Genomic DNA, 24,961 nt, shown 5'->3' on the forward strand with positions numbered 1-24,961 from the left:
GAGGTAGCCCTGTAGGAGCGGGCTTGCCCCGCGAGTGTAGTCTGACAGTCAGATCGCTTCGCGGGGCAAGCCCGCTCCTACTTCGCCTTCTACACTCAGTCGGTAAACGCCCACGGCGGAGTGTCCTGATGTCCACCCTCAACGATCGCTTCAAGCAAGGCAAGGCAGCGCGCAAGAAGTGTCCACGCAGTGCGCACGCAGCGTTAGGCAAGGTCAATCGCAACCCGATCCCGCTGATCAAGGCATCCAGCGAAGGGCGCGTGCAGTCGCTGGTCGCCTTGCGCTACGGGCGTATGCTGGTGTCGCCCTTCACCTTCTACCGGGGCAATGCCTTACTGCAGGCGCACGACCTCTCGACCACGTCGAACATGGGCCTGGTGTCGCCGATCTGTGGGGATTGCCATCTGATGAACTTTGGCGGCTTTGCCACCCCGGAGCGCAACCTGCTGTTCAGCGTCAATGACTTTGACGAAACTCACCCCGGGCCTTGGGAATGGGACCTGAAACGCCTGGTGGCCAGTTTTCTCGTGGCCGCCCGCGACCTGCGCCATAGCGACTCCGTGGCAGAGACCGTGTGCCGTGAAGTGATGCGCACCTATCAAGACGCGCTGCTGGAATGCGCCGAACAAAGCGCACTGGACACCTGGTACGGCTCGATCGACTTCGAAGACTTACGCAGCCAGGCCAGCAAAAGTGCCCTCGAACACGTTGACCGCGCCATTGCCAAAGCCGAACGGCGCAACCATGCCGAACTGCTACCGAAAATCACCGACCGCGACGCCAAGGGTCGGCTGATCATTCGCGATGATTTGCCGGAGATTTTCCACCTGCACGGCAGCAGCACTTTGCTCGACGCCGATGATGACTGGCTGCGCCTGCCCGACTGGCGCAAGTACCTCAACAAATGTGTGCGGGAGTACCGGGCCACATTGCAGGCGGATCGCCGCGAATTGTTCTCGCGTTTTCACATCCATGACCTGGCCTTCAAAGTGGTCGGCGTCGGCAGCGTCGGTACCCGTTGCCTGGTTGGGCTGTTCACCGACGATCAGGAATCTCCGCTGTTTTTACAGTTCAAGGAAGCGCGCCGCTCGGTGATTGCCGACTACCTGGACACTCGGCTAAGAACCAAGCATCAAGGCCAGCGGGTGGTTGAAGGCCAGCGCCTGATGCAATCGGCCAGTGACCTGTTCCTCGGCTGGACCACGGGCCCTAGCGGCCGGCACTTTTACGTTCGCCAGTTGCGCGACATGAAAATCTCGGCCGAACTTGAAGTGTTCGACGACCAGACCTTTTGCGATTACGCCCGAGCCTGTGGTCGTGCCCTGGCCCACGCCCATGCCAAGGCATCGGGTTGTGCGCCGTTTATCAGTGGTTATATCGGCAAAAGCGATGCACTGGCCGATGCACTGTTCCAATACGCCCAAGGCTATGCCAAGCAGAACGAAGATGACTTCGAACGCTTCCAGCATGCCTGTCGCACGGGCCGCTTGCAGGCGCGTACAGAGGCCGACTTCGCTGCGGATCATCATCCATAATCGGCGACCGTGGTTATTGGTGGCGTTGAATGCGATCACCTGACATTCAGGATGGAAGAGCTGTACCGATCGATCACCCGTTCATGGCCATCACGCCTTGGGTAACCAAGGGCCGACCAGTTCCAGGGAGCCACGCCCACCGCGTCGCAATACCGCAACAAACGGCAGCCAAGTGACATCGGTAATGACCACTTGCGACGCCGGCATCAGACGAACCTCTCCAGCGGTGCCGCCTGCCGGGCCGCCATCGGGCATGTAGATCGTCAGCCAGTCGCCGACCGCTTCAAGCACCAGGCACAACCTCCAGCCGTCGCCTTCAGCAATCATCCCGACCTTGGTGGTGTCATCTTCACTCTGGCCTGCGACCCGTGTGCTGATGTCTTTGAACAATTGGTAGCCGGGCAGATTGCCGAGCACTTTGTCCTCAACCGTTTGCAGCGCATTGGATGCGGCGCGGGTCCTGGCCAACAAGCCGGCAAGAAAGCACAGCGCGATCAACCCGACCAGGGCCGCGAGGCTGATCAGCGTTACTCCGGCGACGTCATAGCCCTTGAACATCGGCAGCATGGCCTGAATCGGCCCACGCAGCAGGTGAATGGCTTTCTCGACCAGCACGACAATCAGCACCAGCGGCAGGATGAACAATAGCCCGCCGAGCACAGTGGTTTTGATGAACTTGAACATGGCTATCCGCCTTGTGGTGGCTTGCGCGCAAGCGTCGCTCCAAGGCTAGCTGATATTGGTTGTGGTGCTGCTGAACATCGCGGGGCAAGCCCGCTCCCACCGGCTGTGGGAGCGGGCTTGCCCCGCGACAAGGCTCAGAAGCTCACATTCAGACCCAGGCGCACACCGTTGTCTTTGTAGCCATCACCAAATTGCCCGGAATAGCCCAGGTCCACCGTGGTACCGCTGGCGATCTGCGCCGTCACACCCAACTGCACGGCGGCCGTGTCCTGCGCCAATGGCGTGCCTTTGACGGTGAACGCCTGGCTGCCAGCGAACGACAGCTGACGCTGCGGATCCAGGTCGTCGTACGCATGCTGCCAACCCAAAGTGCCTTGTAACGCGACCGGCATCGAACCGACCGTAGTCAGCGGCGTCGAGGCGTGCACGCCGAGGGTGCTGTAGGTCAGCTCGTCCGTCTCGCCCTTGCCCTGCAGCGCGGTGCTGCCGCCGTGTTCCTGGAAGCTATCGCTGTCCACTTTGACGTGGGCCAGGCCAACGAACGGTTCTACCTTGAAGTCACCCGCCGAGACGGCATAGCCAAGCTCGCCGTAAACCTGGGTGGTCTTGGCGTCGTAGCTGGCCTTGTCGTGCTCGGCGAGGCTGCCGGCCTGCACATGACGACTGCTGTCGATGTCACTCCAGGCCTGCGAGGCGCCCAGACGCAGGTTAATCGCGTCCCACTGACCGGCGGCGAACAGGCTCAGCGAGGTGCTGTCGATCTCGGCCGAAGAATTGCGGGCATCGACGTCCAGCTTGCTGGTGCCATAACCGGCCGCTACACCGACGCGCCAATGTTCGCCCACCGGCAGATCGACACCGAGCAGGGTGCCGTTGCTGTTGTGGTCCATGTCCGCGGTGTTGCTGTTGCCGCGGCTGTCACCCCAACCGCCATAGCCTTGCAGCCAGAAGGTCACGCCGCTGTCGGCGTCGGTGTGCAGGATGCCGTCGGCCGCAGCCTGGCCCTGAATCGCGCGCAGACGCTGGCCAATGGTGTCACGCACGTAGCGGCTGTCGTCGAACAGCGCACCCTGGGTGCTGGCATGCAGCTCGCCGGAGAGGCTGTCGTAGGCCGCTTGCGCCTGCTCGACCGACAGCGCGCTGATGACGTTGTAGAGCTTGCCGGAGGCCAGCGACTCGACACCGGTGGCGGCTGCGCGCTGGTTGAAGGTGCGACCTGCCGAAACGAAGCTGACGCCGTTGCGTTCCAGGGTCAGTTGCACGCCCGTTGCCGAGTACGCCAGCTCAGGGGTGAGGAACGCCAGGTTGCTGCTGACCTCGGCGAAGGTGCCGTTGACCGCAGCGGCCTGGACGATGCCGTAGCTCGTGCTCGGTGCCCAGTCCCCTGCGCCCGCCAGCACCTTGAGGTTGGCGCCGCCGAGGCTGACGGTACCGGTGGAGATCAGCTTGTCCGAACGGCCATCGGGGTTGGCCTCGATTTCCAGGGTCGAGCCTGCGGCCAGGTTGACGTCGCCGTCCACCCGCAGCGTGCCGATCGAGTTACCCGGATTGAGCGTGGCGCCGCGAGCGAGATCGACGCGGCCAAGGATGCTGCCGTGACCGCCGAGCATCGCACCGCTGGCAACCTGGACATTACTGGCCAGGCTCGCCGTACTACCGGCTGCGCCGCCAACAATCAGGCTACCCGCGTTGACCTGGGTGCCGCTGCCTACGCTGGAGTTGCCGTTGAACACCAGCTTGCCAGTGCCCGCCTTGAGCAGGCTGCCTGTACCGTTGAGGTTGCCGTCGTAAACGCTGCTGGCATTGTTGCTGCCCACCTGCAGTTGGCTGCCCGCAGCCAGAGCGAGATCGCCCGCGCCGACCAAACCATCCAGCAGTGTGCTGCCGCCCACGCTGACCGCTGCGTTGTTGCTGACGTTCAGGCTGGCATTACCCAGAGCATTGTTGCCTACCAGGATCAGGTTGCCGTCGAGGATGTTGAGGGCGCCGCTGAAGGTGTTGTCGCCGCTCAGGGTCAGGCTGGTCGCGCCCTGTTTGATCAGCGAACCACTGCCGCTGATGACACCGCTCAGGCTCAAGTCGTGGCTGCCGGCGAGGGTCAGCGCGCCGTTCAGGGTAATGGCGTTGCCCAGGCTCAGCGCTGCGCTGCTGTCCAGGGTGGTACCGCCCACCGCAGTCAGGCTGCCGCTACCCAGCGCTGCGTTGTTGCCAAGTACCAAGGTACCGCCGTTGAACAGAGTGCCGCCGCTGTAGCTGTTGGCACCATTGAGCACCAAGGTGCCGCTGTCGTACTTGCCCAGCGTGCCACTTCCGGTAAGCGCCACGTCGATGACAGCGGTGGCGTTGCGGTCGACCCGCACGGTGGCATTGCCCAGTGTGCCGTTGACCAGTTTCAACGAACCCGCCGTGCCGTTCTGCAGGCGGTAGCCGTTGCTGGCGAATTGCAGGCCGGTAACGGTTTGTTCACCATTGACCGTCACCGTACCGGCACTGCCCTGGAACACTGCGAAGCTGTTGGTCCATGGTTGGTTCACCGTGCCATCGACATTGGTCCAGTTGCTGGCGCTGCCCCAAGTGCCGCTACCGCCGTCGATAGCGCCGTTGGCGATCTGCTGCGCGCCGTCCCAGAACTGCACGTTGGTTCCCGGCGCGGTGACCAGCAGGTTGACCTGATTGCCAACGGTGGTCTGCAGTTGCAGGTCGCCCGATGGTACGTTGCCGAGCAGCAGGCCATTGTTGGTCAGGCTGCCGGTGTAGTCGATCAAGCGGTACACGCCCAGGCCAAAGCCGCCAATGTCGGTGATGTTGAGCTTGCCGTCGAGCAGCAGATCGCCATTGACCTTGAGCATGCCCGCAGCGCCCGCCACGGCTGCACCGAGCGAAGCATCGAGGTTGCTGTCGGCATTGAGGCTCAGGTTGCCGGTGGTGAGGGTGCTGGCGCTGTTGATCAGCAGGTGACCGCCATCGGCAATGCTCACTGCACTGTTGATGGTGCCGTTGCCGCCGAGGCTGGCACCATTGGCGACGGTCAGCGACGACGTGGTCAGTGCGCCCTGCCCGTTCACCGTCAGGCTGCCTTGGGTGACTGCGGTGCTGCCGCTGATGGTGCTGATACCGCTCAGGTTCAGGTTGCCGTTGCTGACTTTGCTCAGGCTGCCGTTGCCGCTGATAGCACCCGCAAAGTTACCGCCCGCGAGGCTCAGCAGGCTGTTGTTCTGCAGGGCGATGCTGCCCTGCCCGCTGATCTGGCCAAGCGCAGTGTTGACGCCTACGCCAAGGCTCCCCGCGGCGCCCACGGCGACTTGTGCTGCACCCGGCAGGTTGCTGCCCAGCAAATTCAAGCGACCATTGTCGATCTGCAGCAAGCCATTGAACGTGTTGTTACCGGCCAGGTCGAGGGTACTGCTGCCTTGCTTGACCAGCGTGCCATTGCCACTGAGCGCACCGCTCAAGGTCAGGTCGTGGCTGCCGTCCAGGGTCAGGTTGCCGGTTACGTCGATGGCGTTGTTTACCGCCAGGCTGGTGGTGGTATCGAGACTGGCTGCTGCGCCCACGCTCAATTGGCCCAAGCCCAGGCCAGCGGCATGCCCCAGCACCAGCTTGCCGGCGTTGAGTACGGTGCTGTCGTTGTAGCTGTTGGCGCCATTGAGCAGCAAGGTACCGTTGCCATTCTTGACCAGGCCGCCGTTGCCAACAATCGGGCCGTTCAGCGCCAGATCATGGCTGCCCGCCAGGTTCAGGTTGCCGCTTAGTAACAGCAGGTTGCTCAAGTCCACCGCGCGATTGCTGTCGAGGGTGGCGCCATCCTGGATGCTCAGGGCACCGCCGCCCAGAGCGGCATTGTTGCCGAGTACCAAGGTGCCGGCGTTCAGATGGGTGCCACCGAGGTAGGTGTTGGCGCCATTGAGCACCAGGGTACCGTTGTCCAGCTTGGTCAGGGTGCCGGGGCCGCCCAGGCTCACGTTCAGCGTCGCGGTGTTGCCGTTGTCAACACGCACGGCACTGTGGCCGCTGCCGCCATTGAGCAGTTGCAACTGGCCTGCAGTACCGCCGTTGAGGACGTAGCCATCGGTCAAGAATTGCAGGCCGGTCACGCTCTGTGTGCCGTCCACAGTGACCGTGCCAGCGGCGCCGCCGAACACCGCGAAGCTGTTGTTCCAGGCCCCGTTGAGGCCGGCATTGACGGTGGTCCAGTTGCTGCTGTTGGCGTTCCAGACACCGCCGCCACCGTCGATGCTACCGTTGCCAGTCAGTTCGCTGCCATCCCAGAAGCGGATATTGCCAGCACCACCAACCACCAGGTTGACCTGGTTGGCCAGGCTGGTCTGGATGTCCAGCTCGGTGAGCGGAACACCGTTGGGCAGGTTGGCGAAGACCAGGCCGTTATCGGTCAGCGCACCGCCGTAATCGAACAGACGGTAAACACCGATGCCGAAGCCGCCGCTGTCGGTAATGTTGAGCTGACCGTCGAGGGTCAGGTTGCCCGTGACATCGACCAGCCCCACCGCGCCCGGCATCACCGCGCCCAATGCGGCATCGAGGTGGGAGCCGCCGTTGAGCACCAGCGAGCCCAGGCTCAGCACCGATCCGCTGGCAACTCCGAGGTGGCCACCGTTGGCGACAGTCACCGCACCGTTCAAGACGCCGTGACCGGTCAGGGTCGCGCCACTCAACACAGAAACGTTGCTATTGCCCAGGCTGCCATCGACCTGCAGGGTCCCGTCAGCAACCGTGGTCGCCCCGCCCAGCGTGCTGTTGCCGCTGAGCAGCAGCGTACCGCCGCCGCGCTTGTAGAGGTTGGCGAAACCCGTCAGAGCGCCGCTGAAAGTGCCCGCCCCCACGCGGAACTCGCCAGCGTCGAGCTGCACCGTACCGGCGCCGTTGAGTTGGCCGGTGGTGCCGCCCGCAGCGAGTTGCAGGGTGGCACCGGAGGCTACGTTGATCGCGCTTGGCTCACCGAGGTTGAAAGAATAACCGAGCAGTAGGCCATCGTTGACGTTGTAAACGCCATAGAAGTTATTATTGCCGTTCAAGGTCAGGGTGCCGCTGCCGACCTTGGTCAGGCTGCCTGTGCCGGTGAAGGCGCCATCCAGGGTCAGGTTGTTGCTGCCCTGCACGGTCAGCGCGCCAGTGATGTCGACATTATTGGCGAGGGTCAGCGCGCTGCTGCTGTCCAATGTGCCCACGCCGGTGACATCCAGTCGACCGAACCCAAGCGACTGGGCAGTGCCCAGCATCAGGGTACCGGCCTTCAACTCGGTATACCCGTGCAGGAGGTTGGGCCCGTTCAGGGTCAGCGTGCCGCTACCGTCCTTGATCAGCCCGCCAGTGCCCAACATTAAGCCGCTGAGGGTCAGGTCATTGGCACCGCTTACCGTCAGGCCCGCGTTGAGCAAGACGTGGTTGCTGACTGCTAAGTTCGTCGCCGCTTCCAGGGTCGATGCGCCGTTAACCTGAAGAGTGGCAGTGCCCAGCGAGCTGTTGTGGCCCAGGCGCAATGTGCCCTGATTGAGGATAACGCCGCCGCTCAAGGCATTGGCGCTGCTCAGGCTCAGCGTACTGGCGCCACTCTTGATCAGGTTGCCGCTACCGGACACCATGCCAGCCAGGGACAGGTCATGGCTGCCAAGGACCGTGAGGTTGCCATCGATATTGACGCTGTTGTTGACCACCACACCCGCCAGACCGCTGTCCAGGGTGGTGGTGTTCAGGGTGTTCAGTGAACCCAGGCCCAAAGCGAAGTTACTGCCCAGCACCAAGCCACCATCATTCAGCCAAGTCGTACCCAACTGATTGTTGTTGCCATTGAGCACCAAGGTGCCAGCGCCGAGCTTGACCAGGCCGCCAACGCCGGTAAGCACACTGTTCAGCGTCAGGGTGGTGCCGCTGTCGGCGACGATGCTGGAGGCACCGCTCAGGACCACGCCATTGTTCAGTTGAACATTGGCGGTGTCGGTTCGCAGGGTGGTGCCGCTGGCGAGGTTCAGCAAGCCGCTGCCCAGCGCCATATTACTGCGGACGGTCAGCGTGCCTGCGTTCAGCGCGGTACCGCCTGTATAGAGGTTGTTGCCGGCCAATACCAAGGTCCCGGCACCGGCTTTTTCCAGCTTGCCGGAACCGCCGATTTGGCCGTCGATCAGGGTCGAGACGCCTGCTTCAGTGGTCACCAGGGCTGAGCCGCCGGTGCCGTTGACCAGGCCGAGCTGCCCGCCCGCCGCCGTGCTCAGGATGTAGCCGTCGGTCTTGAATTGCAGGCTGCTGGCGGTCTGGGTGCCTTCGATGGTCACCTGACCGGCGCTGCCCTGGAATACTGCCGCTGCACCTTTCCAGCCGCTGACTGGATTGCCGCTGGCTTTGGTCCAGTTGGTTGCGGTGCTGTTCCATACACCGCTGCCACCGTTGACCACGCCGTTGCCAAACGCACCGCCGCCGTCCCAGTACTGGTTGAGCAGGGATTGCGAGTTGACGATAACGTTGATCCCACCGGCCACGAATTGCAGCACAATCTCGCCCGGCAGGAAGTCGCTCGGCATGGTGCCGAGCGTGGCCCCCAGATAAGCCGTTGCGCCGCTGTTGCTGATCAAATGGTAGGTACCATTTTCGATGTCAGCCAAGTCGGTGAAATTGAATAGTGGGTCGTTGACAACCAGATTGTTGCTGACGTTGATCAGCGGCGTGAGTGACGGTGCGCCAAGGGCGACATCGACGATGCTGCCGCTGTTCAGGTTCAGGCTGCCGACCGACATCGTGCCCCCCGAACCCACCAGCAGACGACCGCCACCGTTGATGTTCAGGTTGCCGCTAAAGGTGCCCGTACCGCTGATGCTGGCACCGTTTTGTACGGTGACCAGGTTGCTGGCGATACTGGCGCCCGTGTTCAAATGCAGACGACCGGCGCTGACCGTAAGGTTGTTGGAATACGAACTGACACCCGCCAGGGTCAGGGTACCGGTACCGACTTTGTTCAAGGTGGAAGCACTAGCGCCCGCAATGGCACCGGCGAATGTGGAACTGGCATTACCGCCACCCAGGCTGATCGCGCCGTTCACATTCAGTTCACCACTGCCGCTCAGGGCGTTGATTGCAGTGTCTGCATTCAAGGCGACGATGGCACCGCTGGCGATAGTGAGGCTGGAGTTGTTACCCAGTGCATTGGGGGCATAAGTCGCGAGACTGCCCGCCTGTACGTTCACCAGACCGCTGAGGGTGTTGGTCAGGTACAGCGACAAATTGCTCTGCCCTGTCTTGGTCAGGTTGCCGTCGCCGGAGAGGACGCCAAGCAGATGGACATCCTGATTGGCATCAACGTCCAACGTGACACCGCTGTTGATCACAATGGGGTTGAAGGTCATGGGAGCACCCTCGACCGCCAGGCGGCTGTCACCGGTGACGGTGATGGTGCCACCAATCATCGGAAAACCGTTATTGGCCAACGTCAGGCTGCCGCTGTTAAGTTCGACCGCATAGTTGGACAAACCCATCGACCCCAACGTCAGGTTGCCGCTGCCAGCCTTGATCAGTTTGTAGCTGCCCACACTAAAAAGGGGGCCATTGAGGCGCAAGTCATTGCCGCCGGCCACAGTTAGGTTGCTGTTAAGGTGGAGTGCGTTATTCAGCACAACGGCCTGGGTGCTGGCGAGCGTGGCCGCACCCGTAACATTCAGTACTCCGGTGCCCAGGGCCTGGTTGTTGCCCACCGTGAGCGTGCCACCGGCAAGCACGGTACTGCCGCTATAGGTGTTGGCGCCGTTGAGGGTCAGACTCCCGGCGTCGATCTTGGTCAGTGTCCCGGAGTTGCCGGGGGTGCCGGCAATCACACCGTTTAGCACCAAGCTGTTATTGCCTTTGACAGTCAGGCCGCCGGCACCCAGGTTGATGGCATTGCCCAGGGTGACCAAAGGGGCACCGGCGATCAAGGTCCCACCATCAATGCTGACGTTGCCACTGCCGAACACCGCGCCGTTGTCCACCGTCAACGAACCACCGGTGAGGTTGGCACTGGTGGTGGCGCCGGTCAGCAGCGCTCCGCTTACCTGCCAGGTACCGCTTTTCACCAGCAAGTTGCTGAAATTGCGGTAACTCGTCGCTGAGATCGACCCGCTTCCGGCAGTGCCTGAACCACCACCAATGGCGTTCTGCAGCGACAAGGTATTGTTGCCACCGGCCCCACCATCAATGATGCCGGGCGCGGCGAACACCAGGTTGGGGTTGGAATCGACAGTCACCGCCGTGGTGCCCGTGGCCCCGCCGGTCCTCACCTCTGAGCCAGTGATCGCGTTGAAGGTGTTGCTGCTGCCCGCCCCCATGGACAGGCTGCCGAAAAACGACCCGGAGTTAGTGAACGTATTACCCGGTGCCGAAGCTTCGAATGCCACACGACCGAAGAGCTCGTGGGTATTGGTCATATTGACCTGGGCCCCACCGTGCACGGCAACGTTCGGCATGTCGGCCTCTGCCAGAGTCGCCCCAACGATCGGGTCGACGAAGATGATACCGTTGTTGACGATCGTCACCGTGCCACCCGCGCCAGCCTGCGCGTCGATCGCCATGCCATTGAGGTTGGCAATGGCGCCACTGAGGTTGCCACCGGTCCCGGATATCCAACCCAAAGCGTTGTTAGTGATAGAGATGTTCTGCTGACTGCTGTTGCCGATCTTCAGGCCAGTGGTCAGGAAGGCCTGCTGGCCGCTGTTGGACGGAGAGATCTGCCCACTGTTAGTGAAGGTGGTGTTGTTACCGGTCAACTGAATAGCTGGTGCGCCGAAGCCCGCCGAACTGATGATGCTACCTGCAGAGACATTGACAATGAGGTTGCTGGCCGACGTACTGTAGTTTTGCTGATCCAGGCCGGTACAGGTCAGGGTTGCGCCGTCAGACGGCAGCGCAGGCGTACAGGCAGCAAAAGCAGGCTGGTTGCTCAGGCTTGCGATGATACCAAGGGTGGCCAGACTGACGGCCAGGGACAACGGGTTGCGGCGTACCCGCAAAACGGAAGGGGTTCGACTGTCCACACACGACTCCAGATGTAGCTCGGCGATTCATCCCTGAGCACGCAGGCAGCCGCGCCGAACCACACGCTGAGCACTACTGCGACAGTCGAAAAGCTTGGCCTTGGCATTGAGAATTTTTATAAGGTGGCCTTTTTACATCAAATCGCCACCATCTGAACAGGGGTTTGCACCCCTGTTTACGCAGAAATTTGCGCCTGATAGCACTGATCAGCGTTGCGCTTCGAGTGCCTTGTTGAGGGCGGCGCCATCGATGCTCAGCGTCGACAGGTTGAGCACGTCGTCCACGTACTGCTTGGCAGCCTGTTCCTGGCGTTGCGCCCGGAGTGCCTCACGCAGTTGACCACGCACCTCATCAAGGGTGGCGATGCGCGCCGGTTGCGACTCGGTCAGTTTGATGACGTGGAAACCCAGGCTGCTCTGCAGCGGCTCACTGACCTCCCCGACTTTCAGGCGCGTCACGACGCCCCGCACTTCCGGCAACAGTTGCGCCAGCGGCTGCGGCCCGATGTCGCCACCTTGTGCAGCACTGCCCGGGTCTTGCGAATAGGTACGCGCCAATTCAGCGAAGTCTGCACCTGCGGCATGGGCGCGCTTGCTCAAGGCCTGGGCCTGGTCACGAACGCTTTGTGTGGCCTGGGCATCCGGCACGCTGAGGAAGATCTGGCTGACGCGATACACCGCAGGCACCTGCAGCGTGGCCTTGCTGGCCTCATAGGCTTGCGTGAGGTCTTGCTCGCTCGGATAGTCTTCCGGGACCTGAGTCATCGAATTCAGGTAGCTGCGCAATACGATCTGCTCGACTGCCGCGCGGGTCTGCGCCTGCACCTCCGGGCGCTGCGACCAGCCTTTGGCCTCTGCCTGCTGGTACAAGGCCTTTTCGGCCAGACGTGCGCGCAGCCAGGTTTCCAGCGCCGCACGGTCACCGCGCAGTTGCTGGCGTGACGCTTGCGGCAACTGTTCGAACAGCGCGTTCAGGTCGTTGGCATCCACTTGCTGGTCGCCCAGCCGTGCCACCACTTCACCGGCCGGGCTGACGGCACTAGCGGCCACCGGCGCCTCACCTGGGCGCAGCACCAGCGTGATCGCCACCGCCGCTATGGCCAGCACGCCGCCGCTGGCCAGCACTACGCGACGACTCACGAAGCTGCTACCGCTTCTGGCGCCACTGCCTCGGCCGCAGTGTGCTTGTAATCACGCAGGTAGGTCACCGCTTCCTGGAGCAAGCGATCCCACAGCACCAGGCTGCCCAGCAGGCTCTTCTGGCTAATGCCGTCGGCGACGATGACGTCCATTTCCATCACCAGGAAAGCGCCCTGAACCGACAACCGGGCGAAGCGGCGCGAGGCGTTCCATTGGTTGACCAGGCCTTCCGGCAACGTACCCTGGATGTGCAGCGCACAGCTGTAGATGAAGTCCAGGTAGCGCCCTGCTTCCAGGCCTGGATTGCCAAAACGCACACTGAAGCCGATGCCCTGGCTGGCTGTCAGCAACTGCTCCACGCCCCCCTGGCCGCTGCGGTTAACCCGGCAGCCGGCATCTTGCAGCAGGCTGGTCAGCGAATCGGCGGTAACGAAGTCGATCAATTCCGTAGAGCTCATCAGGTTACTTCCTGGCGAAAGGGGCATAGGGAGGGCGAGATTTGTAGCACATTGATATCAGTGGAGCCAGAGATTGTGGGGTGCCAGACACATCGCTTCGCGGGGCAAGCCCGCTCCTACCAGGATTACTCAGACGCTGTGGGAGCGGGCTTGCCCCGCGATGTCAATTTGTCAGTGAGGCTGCTACCGCACCAGCGATTCGGCCCAGCACTGCCCCGGAGGTCAAACCCGCACCGCCGGCGTACTTCTGGTAATACAGGTTGCCCACCAGTTCTCCCGCCGCGAACAATCCGCCAATCGGCCGGGCGTCCTCATCCAGCACCTGCGCCTGGCTGTTCACTTTCACGCCACCGAAGGTAAAGGTGATGCCGCAGGTCACCGGATATGCCACGAATGGTGGGTTCTCCAGCGGATTGGCCCAGTTCGACTTGGGCAGTTCCAGGCCGCGTGTCGAGCGCCCGTCACGAATCGCAGGATTGAACGGCACCTCACGCTGCACGGCGGCGTTGTAGGTCTCGAGGGTGGTGAGCAAGGCTGCGACGTTGACGCCTTCCATTTGCTCGGCCAGCCCTTGCAAGCTGTCGGCCTGCAGGCGCGTGACGTTGCGTACACGGTATTCGTCCGGCAGCAGATGATGGCTGTGTTGGTCAAAGATTTGCCAGGCCACACCACCGGGTTGCGCCATGACGCTGGCGCCCATGCCGGAGTAGGTGTAGTTACGGAAGTCCTGGCCTTCATCGACAAAGCGTTTGCCGTCCGCGTTGACCACCACCCCCAGGTGAAAGTAGTTCTTCTGTTGGTTAAGGCGGTTGAGGTCGCCCATTTCTGGGGCGTTGAGGTCATAGAAAACTGCATGGCAGCCCGACCAGTTGCCGTGCGCCACGGCGCCAACCTGCAGGGCCATGCGGATGCCATCGCCGGTGTTGTAACGCGAGCCGCGGACCTTGGCCAGATCCCAGCCGGGCCCCAGGTACTTGGCGCGCCACTCCAGGTTGGCGTGGAAGCCACCGGTGGCCAGCACCAGAGCACGGGTGGCGAAGGTTCGGCCATCGGCACAGTGCAGCTGCCACACACCGTCAGCACCACGGCTGATGGTGTGGGTACGGCAGTCGTAGTAGATGTCGACGGCGTCTTTTTCGACACGGCGGAACAAGCTATCGACCAAGCCCAAGCCGCCACCGGAGACTTCGATGGTCAGCCCGCCCCAGAACCGGTGTTTGCCCTCGACCTTGAAGGCCTGGCGGCCATAGATGGGGATGAAGCGCACGCCTTTGCCGGTCATCCAGCACAGCGTATCGAGGCTATGGGTGACAACCGTGTCGAGCACCTGCGGGTCGGCTCGGTATTGACTCATGGCCGCCAGTTCGCCAAAGAAATCGTCTTCGGTGTAACTGCCAAAGTCCGTGTTTTCAATCTCACTGTCCAATAGGTCCGGCATCAGTTGGCGCAGGTCATCGACGCCCCGATAGGCGACCCGAAAGGCACCGCCGGTGTGCGCCGAGTTACCCCCGCGCTGTGCCTGCGGTGCGCGTTCGAGCAACGCCACCCGCGCGCCATGTTCATGGGCAGACAAGGCGGCACACAGGCCGGCATTGCCACTGCCCAGTACGATCACATCATAGGTTTGCATACCCGCTCCCAAATGCGTCTCAAGAGATTCTCAATGCGTTGCAACGCGCTGGTCAGGCGCTGCGGTGTCACGCAACAACAGCAGGCGATCGCCGGCAAATGCACCGACATACACATCGCGGCCAACCTGCAGCGCACTCGATGCGCCAAACAGCTCACCCGCCGGCGCGCGCAGCAACTCACGTGCGGTGCCGTTGAGCGGATCGATCAGCGCCACCACCGAAACGCTGGGACAAAATTCGTTGCGGCTCAGAAAGCATTGGCGAAAGGTTTGAACATCCGGCACACCGGCAGTGAACAGCTCGCCCTTGGAGCTCCAGCTGAGGTTGTCGGGCATAAAACCAAGGGCGATGTTGCCAACCACCTTCTGCTGCGCGAGGTCGTAGTGCACAACAGCCTTGGCTGGCCAGGCCGCAAACCACACCGACTGGCCATCAGCGCTGACCTGCACACCATTGGGCACCGATGCTTCGCTGCCCGGCAGGCGGGCCAGGCCCTTGTCGGGGTGCCAGGCCAACAGGTGACCCGTGGCTCGCCCATCGAGCAAACGCTCCAGGCGCGGATCAGCCTTCATGGCGCTGAAGGTGAACATCGCCGTGGCGACAAAGCCACCGTCTGGCGTGGCGCTGACATCATTGAGCATCGTGCCGTCGTGGCTTTGCACACAGCCACGCCAGACGGCTTTCCACCCCGCCCCCTCAGGCACCGGTTCAAGAAATTCCACCGATTCGCGACCGTGATGATTGACCGCCAACAGTTGCAGGCGCCCATCGCTACGGGTCGACAAATGGATGCCGTGCGCACCGACGCCGCCGTCTGGAAAGGCGCACGACGCCTCACCCCAGCCCGGCTGCGGCTGTTGCTCGATCGCCAGGTCGGTCACCTCATGGGTCACCAGCTTCATCAAGCGCAAGCGACTGTGGTGAGTGTCGGCAACACCCGGGGTGGTGCTCATAAACAGGAAGTTCCCGTCCGGCGACAGCTCGAGGTCTTCGGCCGGTGCCATGCCGCAAATGGCCGTGGTGGCAGGCGTGCTTGTGACGCAGGCAGGCGCCTGTAAATCTTGCGCAAAGGTCGTCGTCACCACCGCCAGGGTGGCAATCGCCGAGAGTGATTTGATCATGATCGAGCCCGTTTATTGTTTGAGTCAGGGGTCGTGGATCAGGAAGGTGCCTCGGCCTCCCATAAAGAGGCCGAGGCCAACGGCTTAGTGCTGCAGGAAGTCGATCACCAGGCGGTTGAACGCATCAGCGTGCTCCCACTGCGCCCAGTGGCCGCATTGGCTGAACACGTGCAGGCGTGCATCGGGCAGGCCGTTAAGCAGTTTCAGGCTCCAGTCGATCGGCACAAAGCGGTCGTCTCGGCCCCAGGTGATCAGGGTCGGTGCTTTGATGTCGGGCAAGTTGGCGCTGAAGTCGCCCATCTGGAACTTGCTCAGTTCCACACTCTTGAGGAAGTTTTCCAAGTGCAGAGGGTTGGCCAGGATGCTCTTGTGGCGCAGGCTGATCAGCTCTTCGGTGAGGGCGCTGGAATCGTAGACAAATACGTCGAGCATCTTCTTCAGATTTTCCATGCTCGGGTCGCGGTACACCCCGAACAACAACTTGATGCCTTCCATGGGCAGCGGGGTAAACAGGCTGGTGCGACCGACCCCACCCGAGCCCATCAGAATCATTTTGCCCAGACGCTCGGGGTATTCCACGGCAAAGCCCAACGCACTGCCGCCGCCCATGGAGTTGCCGACCAGATGGGCCTTGTCGATGTCCAGGGCATCCATCAGCGCCTTGATTGCCCGCGCGTTGATCACAAAGCGTGGCTCGGCAGTCACCACTGGGTCGGATTTGCCGAAACCCGGGCAGTCCATGAGGATCACGCGGTAGCCAGCATCGACAAAGGCATCCACGTTGCGGTGGAAGTTGGCCCAACCAGTGGCTCCGGCGCCGGAGCCGTGAACCATGATCACCACCGGGCCCTCGCCGGCTTCGTTGTAATGCATGTTCCACTCAGGGGTTTGCACGAATTTGCTGGTATTTTCTTGGGTGAATCGACTCATGGGTGTCCGTCCTTATTAGGGTTGTTCGAGCGGTGAACGCCTTTGCATAGGGCTTGAGCAACGACTGTGCCAGCCTGTTTACTCATTGCCCTATTAGATTATTAGTCTTTAAAATCAATAACTTACGACTACTCATTGACCGCAGCCAGCCAAGGCGCAACGGTTTGCTCAGTTGCACGGATTCAGAAGTTTTTGAAGGTTCATCAAATTCGTCATCGAAAACATGAAGCACCCTGGCGGCCAATCAGCGTGATCAGTGCCCTGCTCTGGCGGCGAGCAGATCCAGGGCAACGTCGACGATCATGTCCTCTTGGCCACCGACCATCCGTCGTCTGCCCAGTTCGACCAGAATGTCCAGCGGCTTGAGCCCGTACTTGGCCGCGGCGACTTCGGTATGGCGCAGGAAGCTGGAGTACACACCGGCATAGCCCAACCCCAGGGTTTCGCGGTCGACTCGAACCGGCCGGTCCTGCAACGGGCGAACCAGGTCGTCGGCGGCATCCATGAGTCGGTACAGGTCGGTGCCGTGGTTCCAGCCCATGCGCTCGGCGGCGGCAATGAACACCTCCAGCGGGGCATTGCCGGCACCAGCGCCCATGCCGGCGAGGCTGGCGTCTACTCGGTCACAGCCCTCCTCCACCGCCACGATGGAGTTGGCCACCCCCAGGCTGAGGTTGTGGTGGGCATGCATGCCGGTTTGCGTTTCGGCGTTGAGCACCGCTTTGAAGGCGCGCATACGCGCGCGGATGTCATGCATGCCCATGGCGCCACCGGAGTCGGCCATGTAGATGCAGTGCGCGCCATAGCTTTCCATCAACTTGCCCTGGGCAGCCAATTGGTCCGCCGGAATCATATGGCTCATCATCAAGAAGCCCACGGTGTCCATGCCCAGTGAGCGGGCGTACTCGATGTGCTGCCTGGACACGTCAGCTTCGGTGCAGTGGGTGGCGATACGCACCGAGCGCGCACCGGCATCGTAGGCAGCCTTGAGGTCGTGCACGGTGCCGATACCCGGCAACAGCAGCACGGTGATCTTGGCGTGCTCGATAACCTCGGCAGCGGCTTCGATCCATTCCAGGTCGGTGTGTGCGCCAAAGCCGTAGTTGAAACTGGAGCCTTGCAGGCCGTCGCCGTGGGTGACTTCAATCGAATCGACGTTAGCCTGATCCAGCGCGCGGGCGATGGCCTGCACGTTCTGGATCGAATACTGATGGCGAATCGCATGGCTGCCGTCACGCAGGGTCACGTCAGAGATGTAGAGTTTTTTGCGTGGATCAAAGGTCATGATCAGCTCCTCAGCCATTGAGCATCGACACGGCCATGCGCTCGGCAGTCGCCAGCGCCGCCGAGGTCATGATGTCGAGGTTGCCGGCATAGGCTGGCAGGTAGTGGGCAGCGCCTTCGACTTCGAGAAACACCGAGGTCTTCAGGCCGCTGAAGCGACCGTGGCCGGGAATGTTCAGTGGCGCGTGATCCGGAATCACGTCGAACTGCACTTTCTGCTTCAGGCGATAGCCCGGCACATACGCGCTGACTGCCGCAGCCATCTCTTCGATGCTGGCGGCCACCCGGGCTTGATCAGCCGCTTCGGACAGCACGAAGACAGTGTCACGCATCATCAACGGCGGCTCGGCCGGGTTCATGACGATGATCGCCTTGCCCTTGGCGGCGCCGCCGATCACTTCGATGGCCTTGGCCGTGGTTTCGGTGAACTCGTCGATGTTGGCGCGTGTGCCCGGCCCTGCCGACTTGCTGGCAATCGAGGCGATGATCTCGGCGTAATGCACCTTGGCCACACGCGACACCGCCGCCACCATCGGAATAGTCGCCTGGCCGCCACAGGTGACCATGTTGACGTTGCGCTGGTCGAGGTTCTGCTCGAGGTTGACCACCGGCACGCAATACGGACCGATGGCCGCAGGCGTCAGGTCGATCAGACGAATGCCAGGCTTGGCCGCACGCAGCAAGGCGTCATTGCTGACGTGGGCGCCGGCGCTGGTGGCATCGAAGACGAAGTCGATAGCGGCAAATTCGGGCAGGTTGATCAGCCCTTGCACGCCTTCGGCAGTGACGGCCACGCCCAGCCGTTTGGCACGGGCCAGGCCATCGGACGCAGGATCGATACCGACCATCGCGCCCATCTGCAGGTGCTTGGCGTTACGCATCACTTTGATCATCAGGTCGGTACCGATATTGCCGGAGCCGATAATGGCGACGTTGAGTTTTTTGCTCATGTAGATCGGCCTCACTCAAAACGCACGGCGCAGTTGCCGATACCGGCAATGCTCACGCGCAGGTTGTCTCCGGCCACCACCGGCACCATCGCCGACAGCGCCCCGGACAGAATCACTTCGCCGGCCTTGAGGCTCATGCCCAGGCGCCCCAGGGTGTTGGCCAGCCAGGCCACGGCGATGGCCGGCGAACCCATGGTCGCGGCACCGGCGCCGGTGCCGACGATGCGCCCGTTTTTCTCCAGCACCATGCCGGTGGTGAACAGGTCCAGATCCCGCAGGCTGACCAGCCGGTCGCCGAGCACGAACACACCGCACGAGGCGTTGTCGGCGACGGTGTCCTGAATCTTGATTTTCCAGTCACGAATACGCGAATCGACAATCTCGAAACAGGCCATCACCCCTTCGGTCGCCCGCAGCACATCGGCGACGGTGACGCCGGGCCCCTGCAAGTCGTGCTTGAGCACAAAGGCGATCTCGCCTTCGGCCTTGGGCTGGATCAGGCTGCTGATGGCGACGCTGCTGCCGTGATTGACCACCATCGCATCGGTCAATTGACCGAAGTCCGGTTGGCCTACGCCGAGCATGTCCATCACCGCCTGACTGGTGACACCGATCTTCTTGCCGATGATCCGCTCACCATTGGCCATACGGCGGCTGATCAGCTGCTGCTGAATCTGATAGGCCTGCTCCAGGGTCAGCTCCGGGTAGCGTTCGGTCAGCGGGGCAATGGCCTGCGCCTCGACCAGGGCGTTGAACAGTTGGTCACCCAGATGTTGGGTATCAATGTTTGAAGGGTTCATCTAAAGCTCCTGCCATCTGGCAACCACTAAAGGTGGCGGTTAGAGGTAACGGCGTTGTAGCCCGCCTGGGCACATTCACAATCTTGTTCTTCACTGGCACCGGAAACGCCGATGGCGCCGACCACGCGTTCGCCCTGACGCAACGGCAAGGCGCCGCCCATGGGCACCAGCCGTGGGCGTAACAACAAGCACTGGCGGACATGCTCGGGGGCATCGCGCAAGCGCTTGGCAAGATCGGCGGTGGGCAGCGCAAACGACACTGCGGTCAACGCCTTGTCTTGCGCCAGGTCGATGGTGTGCAACGGTGCGCCGGTGCTTCTACCGAAGGCCATCAAGTGCCCACCGGCATCGAGTACCGCGACGCTGACCCGCCAGCCATTGATGCTGGCGTGCTGTAATGCCACCTCCAGCGCCAGACGTGCGGCAGCCATGCTCAGAGGGTCGGCCAATTGACCGTCGACGCCCTGTACGTCTCGATTCATACGCATGCTTCCTTGAGTGAAGTGGCGGGCGCCGTCTGCGCCGGGCGCAGCAGGTAGCAGGCCAAGGCCGGCACCAGCACCAGCGCGACGAGCATGTTGCAGAGGAACATGAAGGTCAGCAGCACGCCCATGTCGGCCTGAAACTTGATCGGCGAGAACACCCAGGTGACCACGCCCAGTGAGAGGGTCAGGCCGGTGAACACCACGACCCGACCGGTAAACATCAGTGCCTGGCGATAGGCTGTGCTCAGGCTTTCACCACGGCGCAACCAGAACAGCGTCACACTGAGGATATAAAGGGCGTAGTCAACGCCGATCCCCACGCCCAAGGCCACCACCGGCAAGGTGGCAACCTTGAGCCCGATGTTCAGCCACACCATCAACGCTTCAGCCAATAGCGAGGTGAGGATCAGCGGTAGCACGGCACACACCACCGCGCGCCAGGAGCGAAAGGCGATGAAGCACAACAACGTCACCACCAGGTAAACCCCCAGCAGCATCTGTGTATTTGCGCGTTTGACCACGATGTTGGTGGCGCTTTCGATCCCGGCGTTGCCGGCGGCCATCAAAAAGGTCGCCTGCTCATCGTTGTATTTCTCGGCGAACGCCGACGTGGCGTTGATCACCGATTCCAGGGTGTCGGCCTTGTGGTCCTTGAGGTAGGCATAGATCGACAGCAGGCTGCAGGTACCGTTGAACAGCTCACGCGGCGAGCGCATGGCCGCAGCGTTGATCATCGACTGGTTGGGCGGCAGCTCATCCCATTTGAAGTTGCCTTCGTTCATGCCGACGTTGATCTTGCGCGACAGGCCGGCAATCGACTTGGTGGTTTCCACACCCGGCAGCTCACGCAGGCGCCACTCCAGCTCTTCGACTTTGCGCAAGGTCGCGTAGTCCACGCATTGGCCGGCCGGGGTCTGCACCATGATCACGAACACATCACTGCTCGCCTGGTAGTGTTCGATGATGAAGCGGTTGTCGAGGTTATAGCGCGAGTCGGCACGCAGCTCAGGCGCACCGGGGTCAAGGTCGCCGACTTTGAGGTCTTTGCTCACCCACAGCGCACCCAGCCCTACCAGCGCCGCCACGGCAATCGCCAGGCGTGCCGAACGTGGCGTGGTGAAGTGCTCGAACAGGCGTACGAGAGGCTGCGCTGGCTGGCCTGGGGCCTGCGTTTCGTGCTTGAGGCTGCGGGCCGCAGCCGCCGGCGAAACACCCGTGAACGACAACATGATCGGCAGCAGGGCGAGGTTGGTGAACACCAGAATGCCGACACCGAGGCTGGCGATCAGCGCCAGCTCCTGAATCACCGGCACATCGACGAGGGTCAGTACCGCAAAGCCGACTACATCGGCCAGCAAGGCCGTCATGCCGGCGGCAAATAGCCGGCGGAAGGTATAGCGCGCGGCGATCAGCTTGTGCGTGCCACGGCCGACATCCTGCATGATGCCGTTCATTTTCTGCGCGCCATGGCTCACGCCGATGGCGTACACCAGAAACGGCACCAGAATCGAGTACGGGTTGAGTTCATAGCCCAGCAGCGGCAACAGGCCAAGCAACCAGATCACCCCGACCAGTGTGCAGCACTGCACCACCAGGGTACTGCGCAGGCAACGGGTGAAACGGTAGAGGATGGCACCGGTGATCAGTACCGCCACGGCAAAAAACGCCAGCACCGCGTACAAACCGTCGATCAGATCGCCCATGACCTTGGCAAAGCCAATGATGTGGATGTCCACACCGCGCGTCTGGTAACTGGCACGCAAGGCTTCCAGGCTGTCGGACAACTGCTTGTAATCCAGCACCTCGCCGGTTTTCGGATCGACCTCCAACAGTGGCAGGTAGATGATGCTGGAGCGCAGGTCGGCTGCCACCAGTTGGCCGATTTCCCCCGAGCGTTCGACGTTGGCGCGCAAAGTGTCGAGGCTTTCCTCGCTGCCATCGAAGCCATCCGGCACCACCGGCCCGCCATCGAAACCGTCCTCGGTGACCCCTTGCCAACGGGTTGCCGGGGTCCACAGCGAGCGCATGAAGGCGCGGTCGACGCCGTTGACCAGGTACAGCTGATCATTGAGCTGGCGCAGGGTTTCCATGTACTGGGCGTTATAGATCGTGCCCGGCTCGCGCATCGCCACGGCCACGCGCACGGCGTTGCCGGCGCCCTTGAGGTCACCTGCATGCGCCAGGTAATTGAGGGTGAACGGATGATGGGCGGGGATCGTCTTCAGGTAGCTGGCATTAAGCCTGACCTGACTGGCGGCGACAGCCAGCAGCACGCTCATCAGCACGCAACAGGCAACTACCAGCACCCGGTGATTGAACAGCAGCCGTTCCAGGCTATTGCCTGAGTACTTGTCGAAGTCCGCCAGGGACGCGATGGCGGTGAAGCCGTCGGAATGACTGATAGCCATAGTCTGTAACCTTCCTCTATGCAGGCCGACTCAGCGCAACGCGCTCGGCGGAAAACGGGTTATGCCGTTGCTGCCCACGGCCAGACTGCCGCCATCGGGCAGGGCCAGCAGGTCGATCAACGGAAAACGTTCTTCTGGCGCAACGGCGCGGAAGCTGCGCCCGTCGTCACGACTGAGCCATCCCTGCCCCGACTCATCGGCCAGCAGCAACGAACCGTCGCGCAGCTCGGTGGCGGCAGTCAGGCTCTTGCTGGTGGGCAGTGCCACCGGCGTCCAGTTGGCGCCCTGATCGGTCGAGCGGAACACATGGCCCCGCAGGCCAGCCACGATCAGGCTGTGCTCGCGGGTAGCGAGCAGGGCAAAGAAGCTGCCTTCATAGGGGCTGGAGAAGCGGCTGAAGCCGTGCATGTCGCGGCCGATGCGCATGAGCGCGCCCTGCTCCCCCGCCAGATAAATCTGACTACCGAGCACTTGGGCGGCATTGAGGTGTTGCGCCTCACTGCCATCGAGCAGTTCCAGCGCCGGGCGCCACTGCTGACCGCCATCGTCAGTGATAAACGCCAGGCCATAGGCCCCCAAGGCCAGAACACGCCCTTCACCCAGGCATTTGACGGCGAGGAACGGCTTGTCGGCGCCCTCCTTGACCCAGCGCCGTGCGTCATCGACCTGATCCGGATCCTGACGCACCTGAAGGATGGCCTGCGCCGCTTGTGCACCCTGCAACTGCCGGGTCCAGCTCGCGCCGCCGTCGCGGGTGGCCAGAATCACGCCACGATGGCCCACCGCCCAGCCCTGCTGTTGATTGGCGAAACACAGGCCGGTCAGGCTGACGGTCACCGGCACGCTGGCGGGTAGCCAGCTTTGCCCTTGGTCGTCGGAATACAGAATGCTGCCCCGCGCCCCGGCAACCACCAGCCGATCACCGGCCACGGCCGCCGCGTTGAGTGACGAGCGCGTCGCGTGTCGCGATGCCTGCGCCTTTTGCTCAAGGGTATCGGACGCAGCCTTGGGCACGTTTGCCGCATGGCTGGTCGCCTGCCCGCAAAGCAGACCGGCGAGCAGCACGCCGAGCACTGCATAATTATTTTTATTCACTCGCTACCTCCGGTAAGCCCGGTGAGCTCTGCGCCAGCGCAGGGCTCACCACGGCCATCAACGTGCGCTCATCTTGGTCAGCGACTCAGGTGAGAAGAAGCTTTCACGGCGGCGCTCGGTAATGGCGAACTGTTCGTTGCCGGCGTCGCCCATGGCGCAGTTGTACATCCACGCCTTGGTCCGGTGATCGTGGAAGAAGCCGGTGCAGTAGTTCACCGTGGCCGGGATGTCCGGGGCCACGAACGGCGTGGTCAGCGCCGTGCGCCACAAGGTGCCTTCGGCGTCCCAGCCATCGATGATCGCGTTGCCCCAGTTGTCTTCGTCGTAATAGAACTTGCGCTTGGGCACCGCGTGGCGCTTGCCCGGTTTGAGGGTCGCTTCGACCTCCCACACCCGGTGCAACTCCCAGCGCATGTAGTCCGGATTGACGTGACGCTGGGCCATGACTTTTTCATCGGCATTGGCCAACAACTGGTTGTTGTTGTACGGAATGATCATTTCCTTCTTGCCGATCAGCTTCCAGTCATAGCGCTCCGGAGAGCCGGTGCCACCGTAGTTTTCATCGACGAAGTTGACCCCCGAGGCCACCGCGTTGGGGGTGTCGAAGTTGATACTCGGCGCCCGCCGGACACGGCGCTGACCCGACAGGTACTGCCACAGCAGGCGGCCCTGCACGTAGTCGGTGACGTTGTGCACCATCAGCGCCTCACCGGCACGAAACGCCGGGGCGTAGGTCAGCTGGATGGCCATCATGTAGTTCAGCCCGGCGGTCTGCGCCGACCCTTCCTTGTAGTAGTACGGGTACTGCGCATCGTCCTCAGCAGCGGTGGCCAGGATCCGCTTGCCGTCGGTGGTGGTGGTCCAGACCTTGTACTTGGCCTGGGTCGCCTCGCCGCGCCACAGCAGTTGATGGTTCCACTGCACTTCGATGCCCGACTTGGGCAGCGGAAACGGCACGCCGCCGTATGCACCTTTGACGATCAGGCCATCGCCTTCCAGGGTGGCGTTGGTGGCGTTCTTCAAGGTGTTGTCATACACCCACTGTGGCGCCGAGGCTGTGCGGCGGGTCGGGTACACATCGATGCGGAAGGTCTGCGGGTTGTCCTTGAGCAGCTGGATAACGCCATCGCTGAGTTTGCCCTGGTACTGGGCCATGTTGGCGGCGGTGATGGTGTACAGCGGCTTGTCCTGGGCAAACGGGTCAAAGGCGCGATGGCCCTGCTGATAGCCCGGTGGCAACGTCGAGTAGCCGCCGGTCCAGGCCGGAATGCTGCCGTCGGCATTGCCCGCGCGCTCTGCGCCCATCGGCGTCAGCGTGGTACCCAAGGCCTTGGCCTCATCGGCACTGACGGCCGCATGGGCAGACAGCGCAGACAACGACAGGGCAACGCAAGTCAACAACTGAGTGATCTTGTTCTTGTGCATGGCC

Annotated in this window: 15 protein-coding genes; 1 reads left to right on the forward strand and 14 read right to left on the reverse strand. The window is 62.3% G+C overall.

Features of this window, described 5'->3' with window-relative positions; translation table 11 throughout:
* Positions 1 to 128: 128 nt before the first annotated feature.
* Positions 129 to 1,535: a DUF2252 domain-containing protein gene (locus tag E1573_RS13605; RefSeq protein WP_133214470.1), complete on the forward strand. Its 1,407-nt coding sequence runs from the start codon at positions 129 to 131 to the stop codon at positions 1,533 to 1,535.
* A 90-nt stretch (positions 1,536 to 1,625) separates the two neighbouring features.
* Here the strand turns inward: E1573_RS13605 and E1573_RS13610 are convergent, their stop codons facing one another.
* The 14 genes from E1573_RS13610 to E1573_RS13675 form a co-directional block, all read right to left on the reverse strand.
* Positions 1,626 to 2,219: a hypothetical protein gene (locus E1573_RS13610; protein WP_133214472.1), complete on the reverse strand. Its 594-nt coding sequence runs from the start codon at positions 2,217 to 2,219 to the stop codon at positions 1,626 to 1,628.
* A gap of 134 nt (positions 2,220 to 2,353) precedes the next feature.
* Positions 2,354 to 11,230 carry an autotransporter domain-containing protein gene (locus tag E1573_RS13615; RefSeq protein ID WP_133214474.1) on the reverse strand — a complete coding sequence of 2,959 codons (8,877 nt, stop codon included), beginning with the start codon at positions 11,228 to 11,230 and terminating at the stop codon, positions 2,354 to 2,356.
* A gap of 207 nt (positions 11,231 to 11,437) precedes the next feature.
* Positions 11,438 to 12,370, reverse strand: a complete 933-nt coding sequence (locus E1573_RS13620; protein WP_133214476.1) for a peptidylprolyl isomerase — start codon at positions 12,368 to 12,370, stop codon at positions 11,438 to 11,440.
* Entirely contained in the window at positions 12,367 to 12,828 is a 462-nt protein-coding gene (locus E1573_RS13625) for a YbjN domain-containing protein (protein WP_133214478.1), read from the reverse strand. The genes E1573_RS13620 and E1573_RS13625 overlap by 4 nt, the downstream gene beginning before the upstream one ends.
* 163 nt (positions 12,829 to 12,991) lie before the next feature.
* On the reverse strand, positions 12,992 to 14,458 hold the full coding sequence (gene tcuA / locus E1573_RS13630) for an FAD-dependent tricarballylate dehydrogenase TcuA (protein WP_133214480.1): 1,467 nt from the start codon (positions 14,456 to 14,458) through the stop codon (positions 12,992 to 12,994).
* A gap of 30 nt (positions 14,459 to 14,488) precedes the next feature.
* Positions 14,489 to 15,580: an SMP-30/gluconolactonase/LRE family protein gene (locus E1573_RS13635; RefSeq protein WP_133214482.1), complete on the reverse strand. Its 1,092-nt coding sequence runs from the start codon at positions 15,578 to 15,580 to the stop codon at positions 14,489 to 14,491.
* A gap of 84 nt (positions 15,581 to 15,664) precedes the next feature.
* Positions 15,665 to 16,510: an alpha/beta fold hydrolase gene (locus E1573_RS13640; RefSeq protein ID WP_133214484.1), complete on the reverse strand. Its 846-nt coding sequence runs from the start codon at positions 16,508 to 16,510 to the stop codon at positions 15,665 to 15,667.
* A 253-nt stretch (positions 16,511 to 16,763) separates the two neighbouring features.
* Entirely contained in the window at positions 16,764 to 17,795 is a 1,032-nt protein-coding gene (gene dmpG, locus E1573_RS13645; RefSeq protein ID WP_133214485.1) for a 4-hydroxy-2-oxovalerate aldolase, read from the reverse strand.
* Between the two features lie 10 nt (positions 17,796 to 17,805).
* A complete protein-coding gene (locus tag E1573_RS13650) occupies positions 17,806 to 18,744 on the reverse strand; it encodes an acetaldehyde dehydrogenase (acetylating) (RefSeq protein ID WP_133214487.1) in 939 nt (312 codons plus the stop codon).
* Positions 18,745 to 18,755: 11 nt separating this feature from the next.
* Positions 18,756 to 19,544, reverse strand: a complete 789-nt coding sequence (gene dmpE / locus E1573_RS13655) for a 2-oxopent-4-enoate hydratase (RefSeq protein WP_177494580.1) — start codon at positions 19,542 to 19,544, stop codon at positions 18,756 to 18,758.
* Between the two features lie 26 nt (positions 19,545 to 19,570).
* Entirely contained in the window at positions 19,571 to 20,026 is a 456-nt protein-coding gene (locus E1573_RS13660; protein WP_133214489.1) for a heme-binding protein, read from the reverse strand.
* Positions 20,023 to 22,437 (reverse strand): RND family transporter, encoded by a 2,415-nt coding sequence (locus tag E1573_RS13665; protein ID WP_133214491.1) that lies wholly within the window; start codon positions 22,435 to 22,437, stop codon positions 20,023 to 20,025. Before E1573_RS13665 ends, E1573_RS13660 begins: the two co-directional genes overlap by 4 nt.
* A gap of 30 nt (positions 22,438 to 22,467) precedes the next feature.
* Complete coding sequence (locus E1573_RS13670) at positions 22,468 to 23,532, reverse strand: YCF48-related protein (protein ID WP_133214493.1); 1,065 nt, start codon at positions 23,530 to 23,532, stop codon at positions 22,468 to 22,470.
* Between the two features lie 57 nt (positions 23,533 to 23,589).
* Entirely contained in the window at positions 23,590 to 24,957 is a 1,368-nt protein-coding gene (locus E1573_RS13675) for a DUF1329 domain-containing protein (RefSeq protein ID WP_133214495.1), read from the reverse strand.
* Positions 24,958 to 24,961 lie beyond the last annotated feature (4 nt).

This window comes from Pseudomonas sp. H9, assembly GCF_004353925.1.
Classification (GTDB): domain Bacteria; phylum Pseudomonadota; class Gammaproteobacteria; order Pseudomonadales; family Pseudomonadaceae; genus Aquipseudomonas.

Coding starts and splice junctions, on each gene's coding strand:
- E1573_RS13675 (WP_133214495.1), bottom strand. CDS start 24,957: ATGCACAAGAACAAGATCACTCAGTTGTTGACTTGCGTTGCCCTGTCG.
- E1573_RS13665 (WP_133214491.1), bottom strand. CDS start 22,437: ATGGCTATCAGTCATTCCGACGGCTTCACCGCCATCGCGTCCCTGGCG.
- dmpG (WP_133214485.1), bottom strand. CDS start 17,795: ATGACCTTTGATCCACGCAAAAAACTCTACATCTCTGACGTGACCCTG.
- E1573_RS13605 (WP_133214470.1), top strand. CDS start 129: ATGTCCACCCTCAACGATCGCTTCAAGCAAGGCAAGGCAGCGCGCAAG.
- tcuA (WP_133214480.1), bottom strand. CDS start 14,458: ATGCAAACCTATGATGTGATCGTACTGGGCAGTGGCAATGCCGGCCTG.
- E1573_RS13635 (WP_133214482.1), bottom strand. CDS start 15,580: ATGATCAAATCACTCTCGGCGATTGCCACCCTGGCGGTGGTGACGACG.
- E1573_RS13610 (WP_133214472.1), bottom strand. CDS start 2,219: ATGTTCAAGTTCATCAAAACCACTGTGCTCGGCGGGCTATTGTTCATC.
- E1573_RS13660 (WP_133214489.1), bottom strand. CDS start 20,026: ATGAATCGAGACGTACAGGGCGTCGACGGTCAATTGGCCGACCCTCTG.
- E1573_RS13625 (WP_133214478.1), bottom strand. CDS start 12,828: ATGAGCTCTACGGAATTGATCGACTTCGTTACCGCCGATTCGCTGACC.
- E1573_RS13650 (WP_133214487.1), bottom strand. CDS start 18,744: ATGAGCAAAAAACTCAACGTCGCCATTATCGGCTCCGGCAATATCGGT.
- dmpE (WP_177494580.1), bottom strand. CDS start 19,544: ATGAACCCTTCAAACATTGATACCCAACATCTGGGTGACCAACTGTTC.
- E1573_RS13640 (WP_133214484.1), bottom strand. CDS start 16,510: ATGAGTCGATTCACCCAAGAAAATACCAGCAAATTCGTGCAAACCCCT.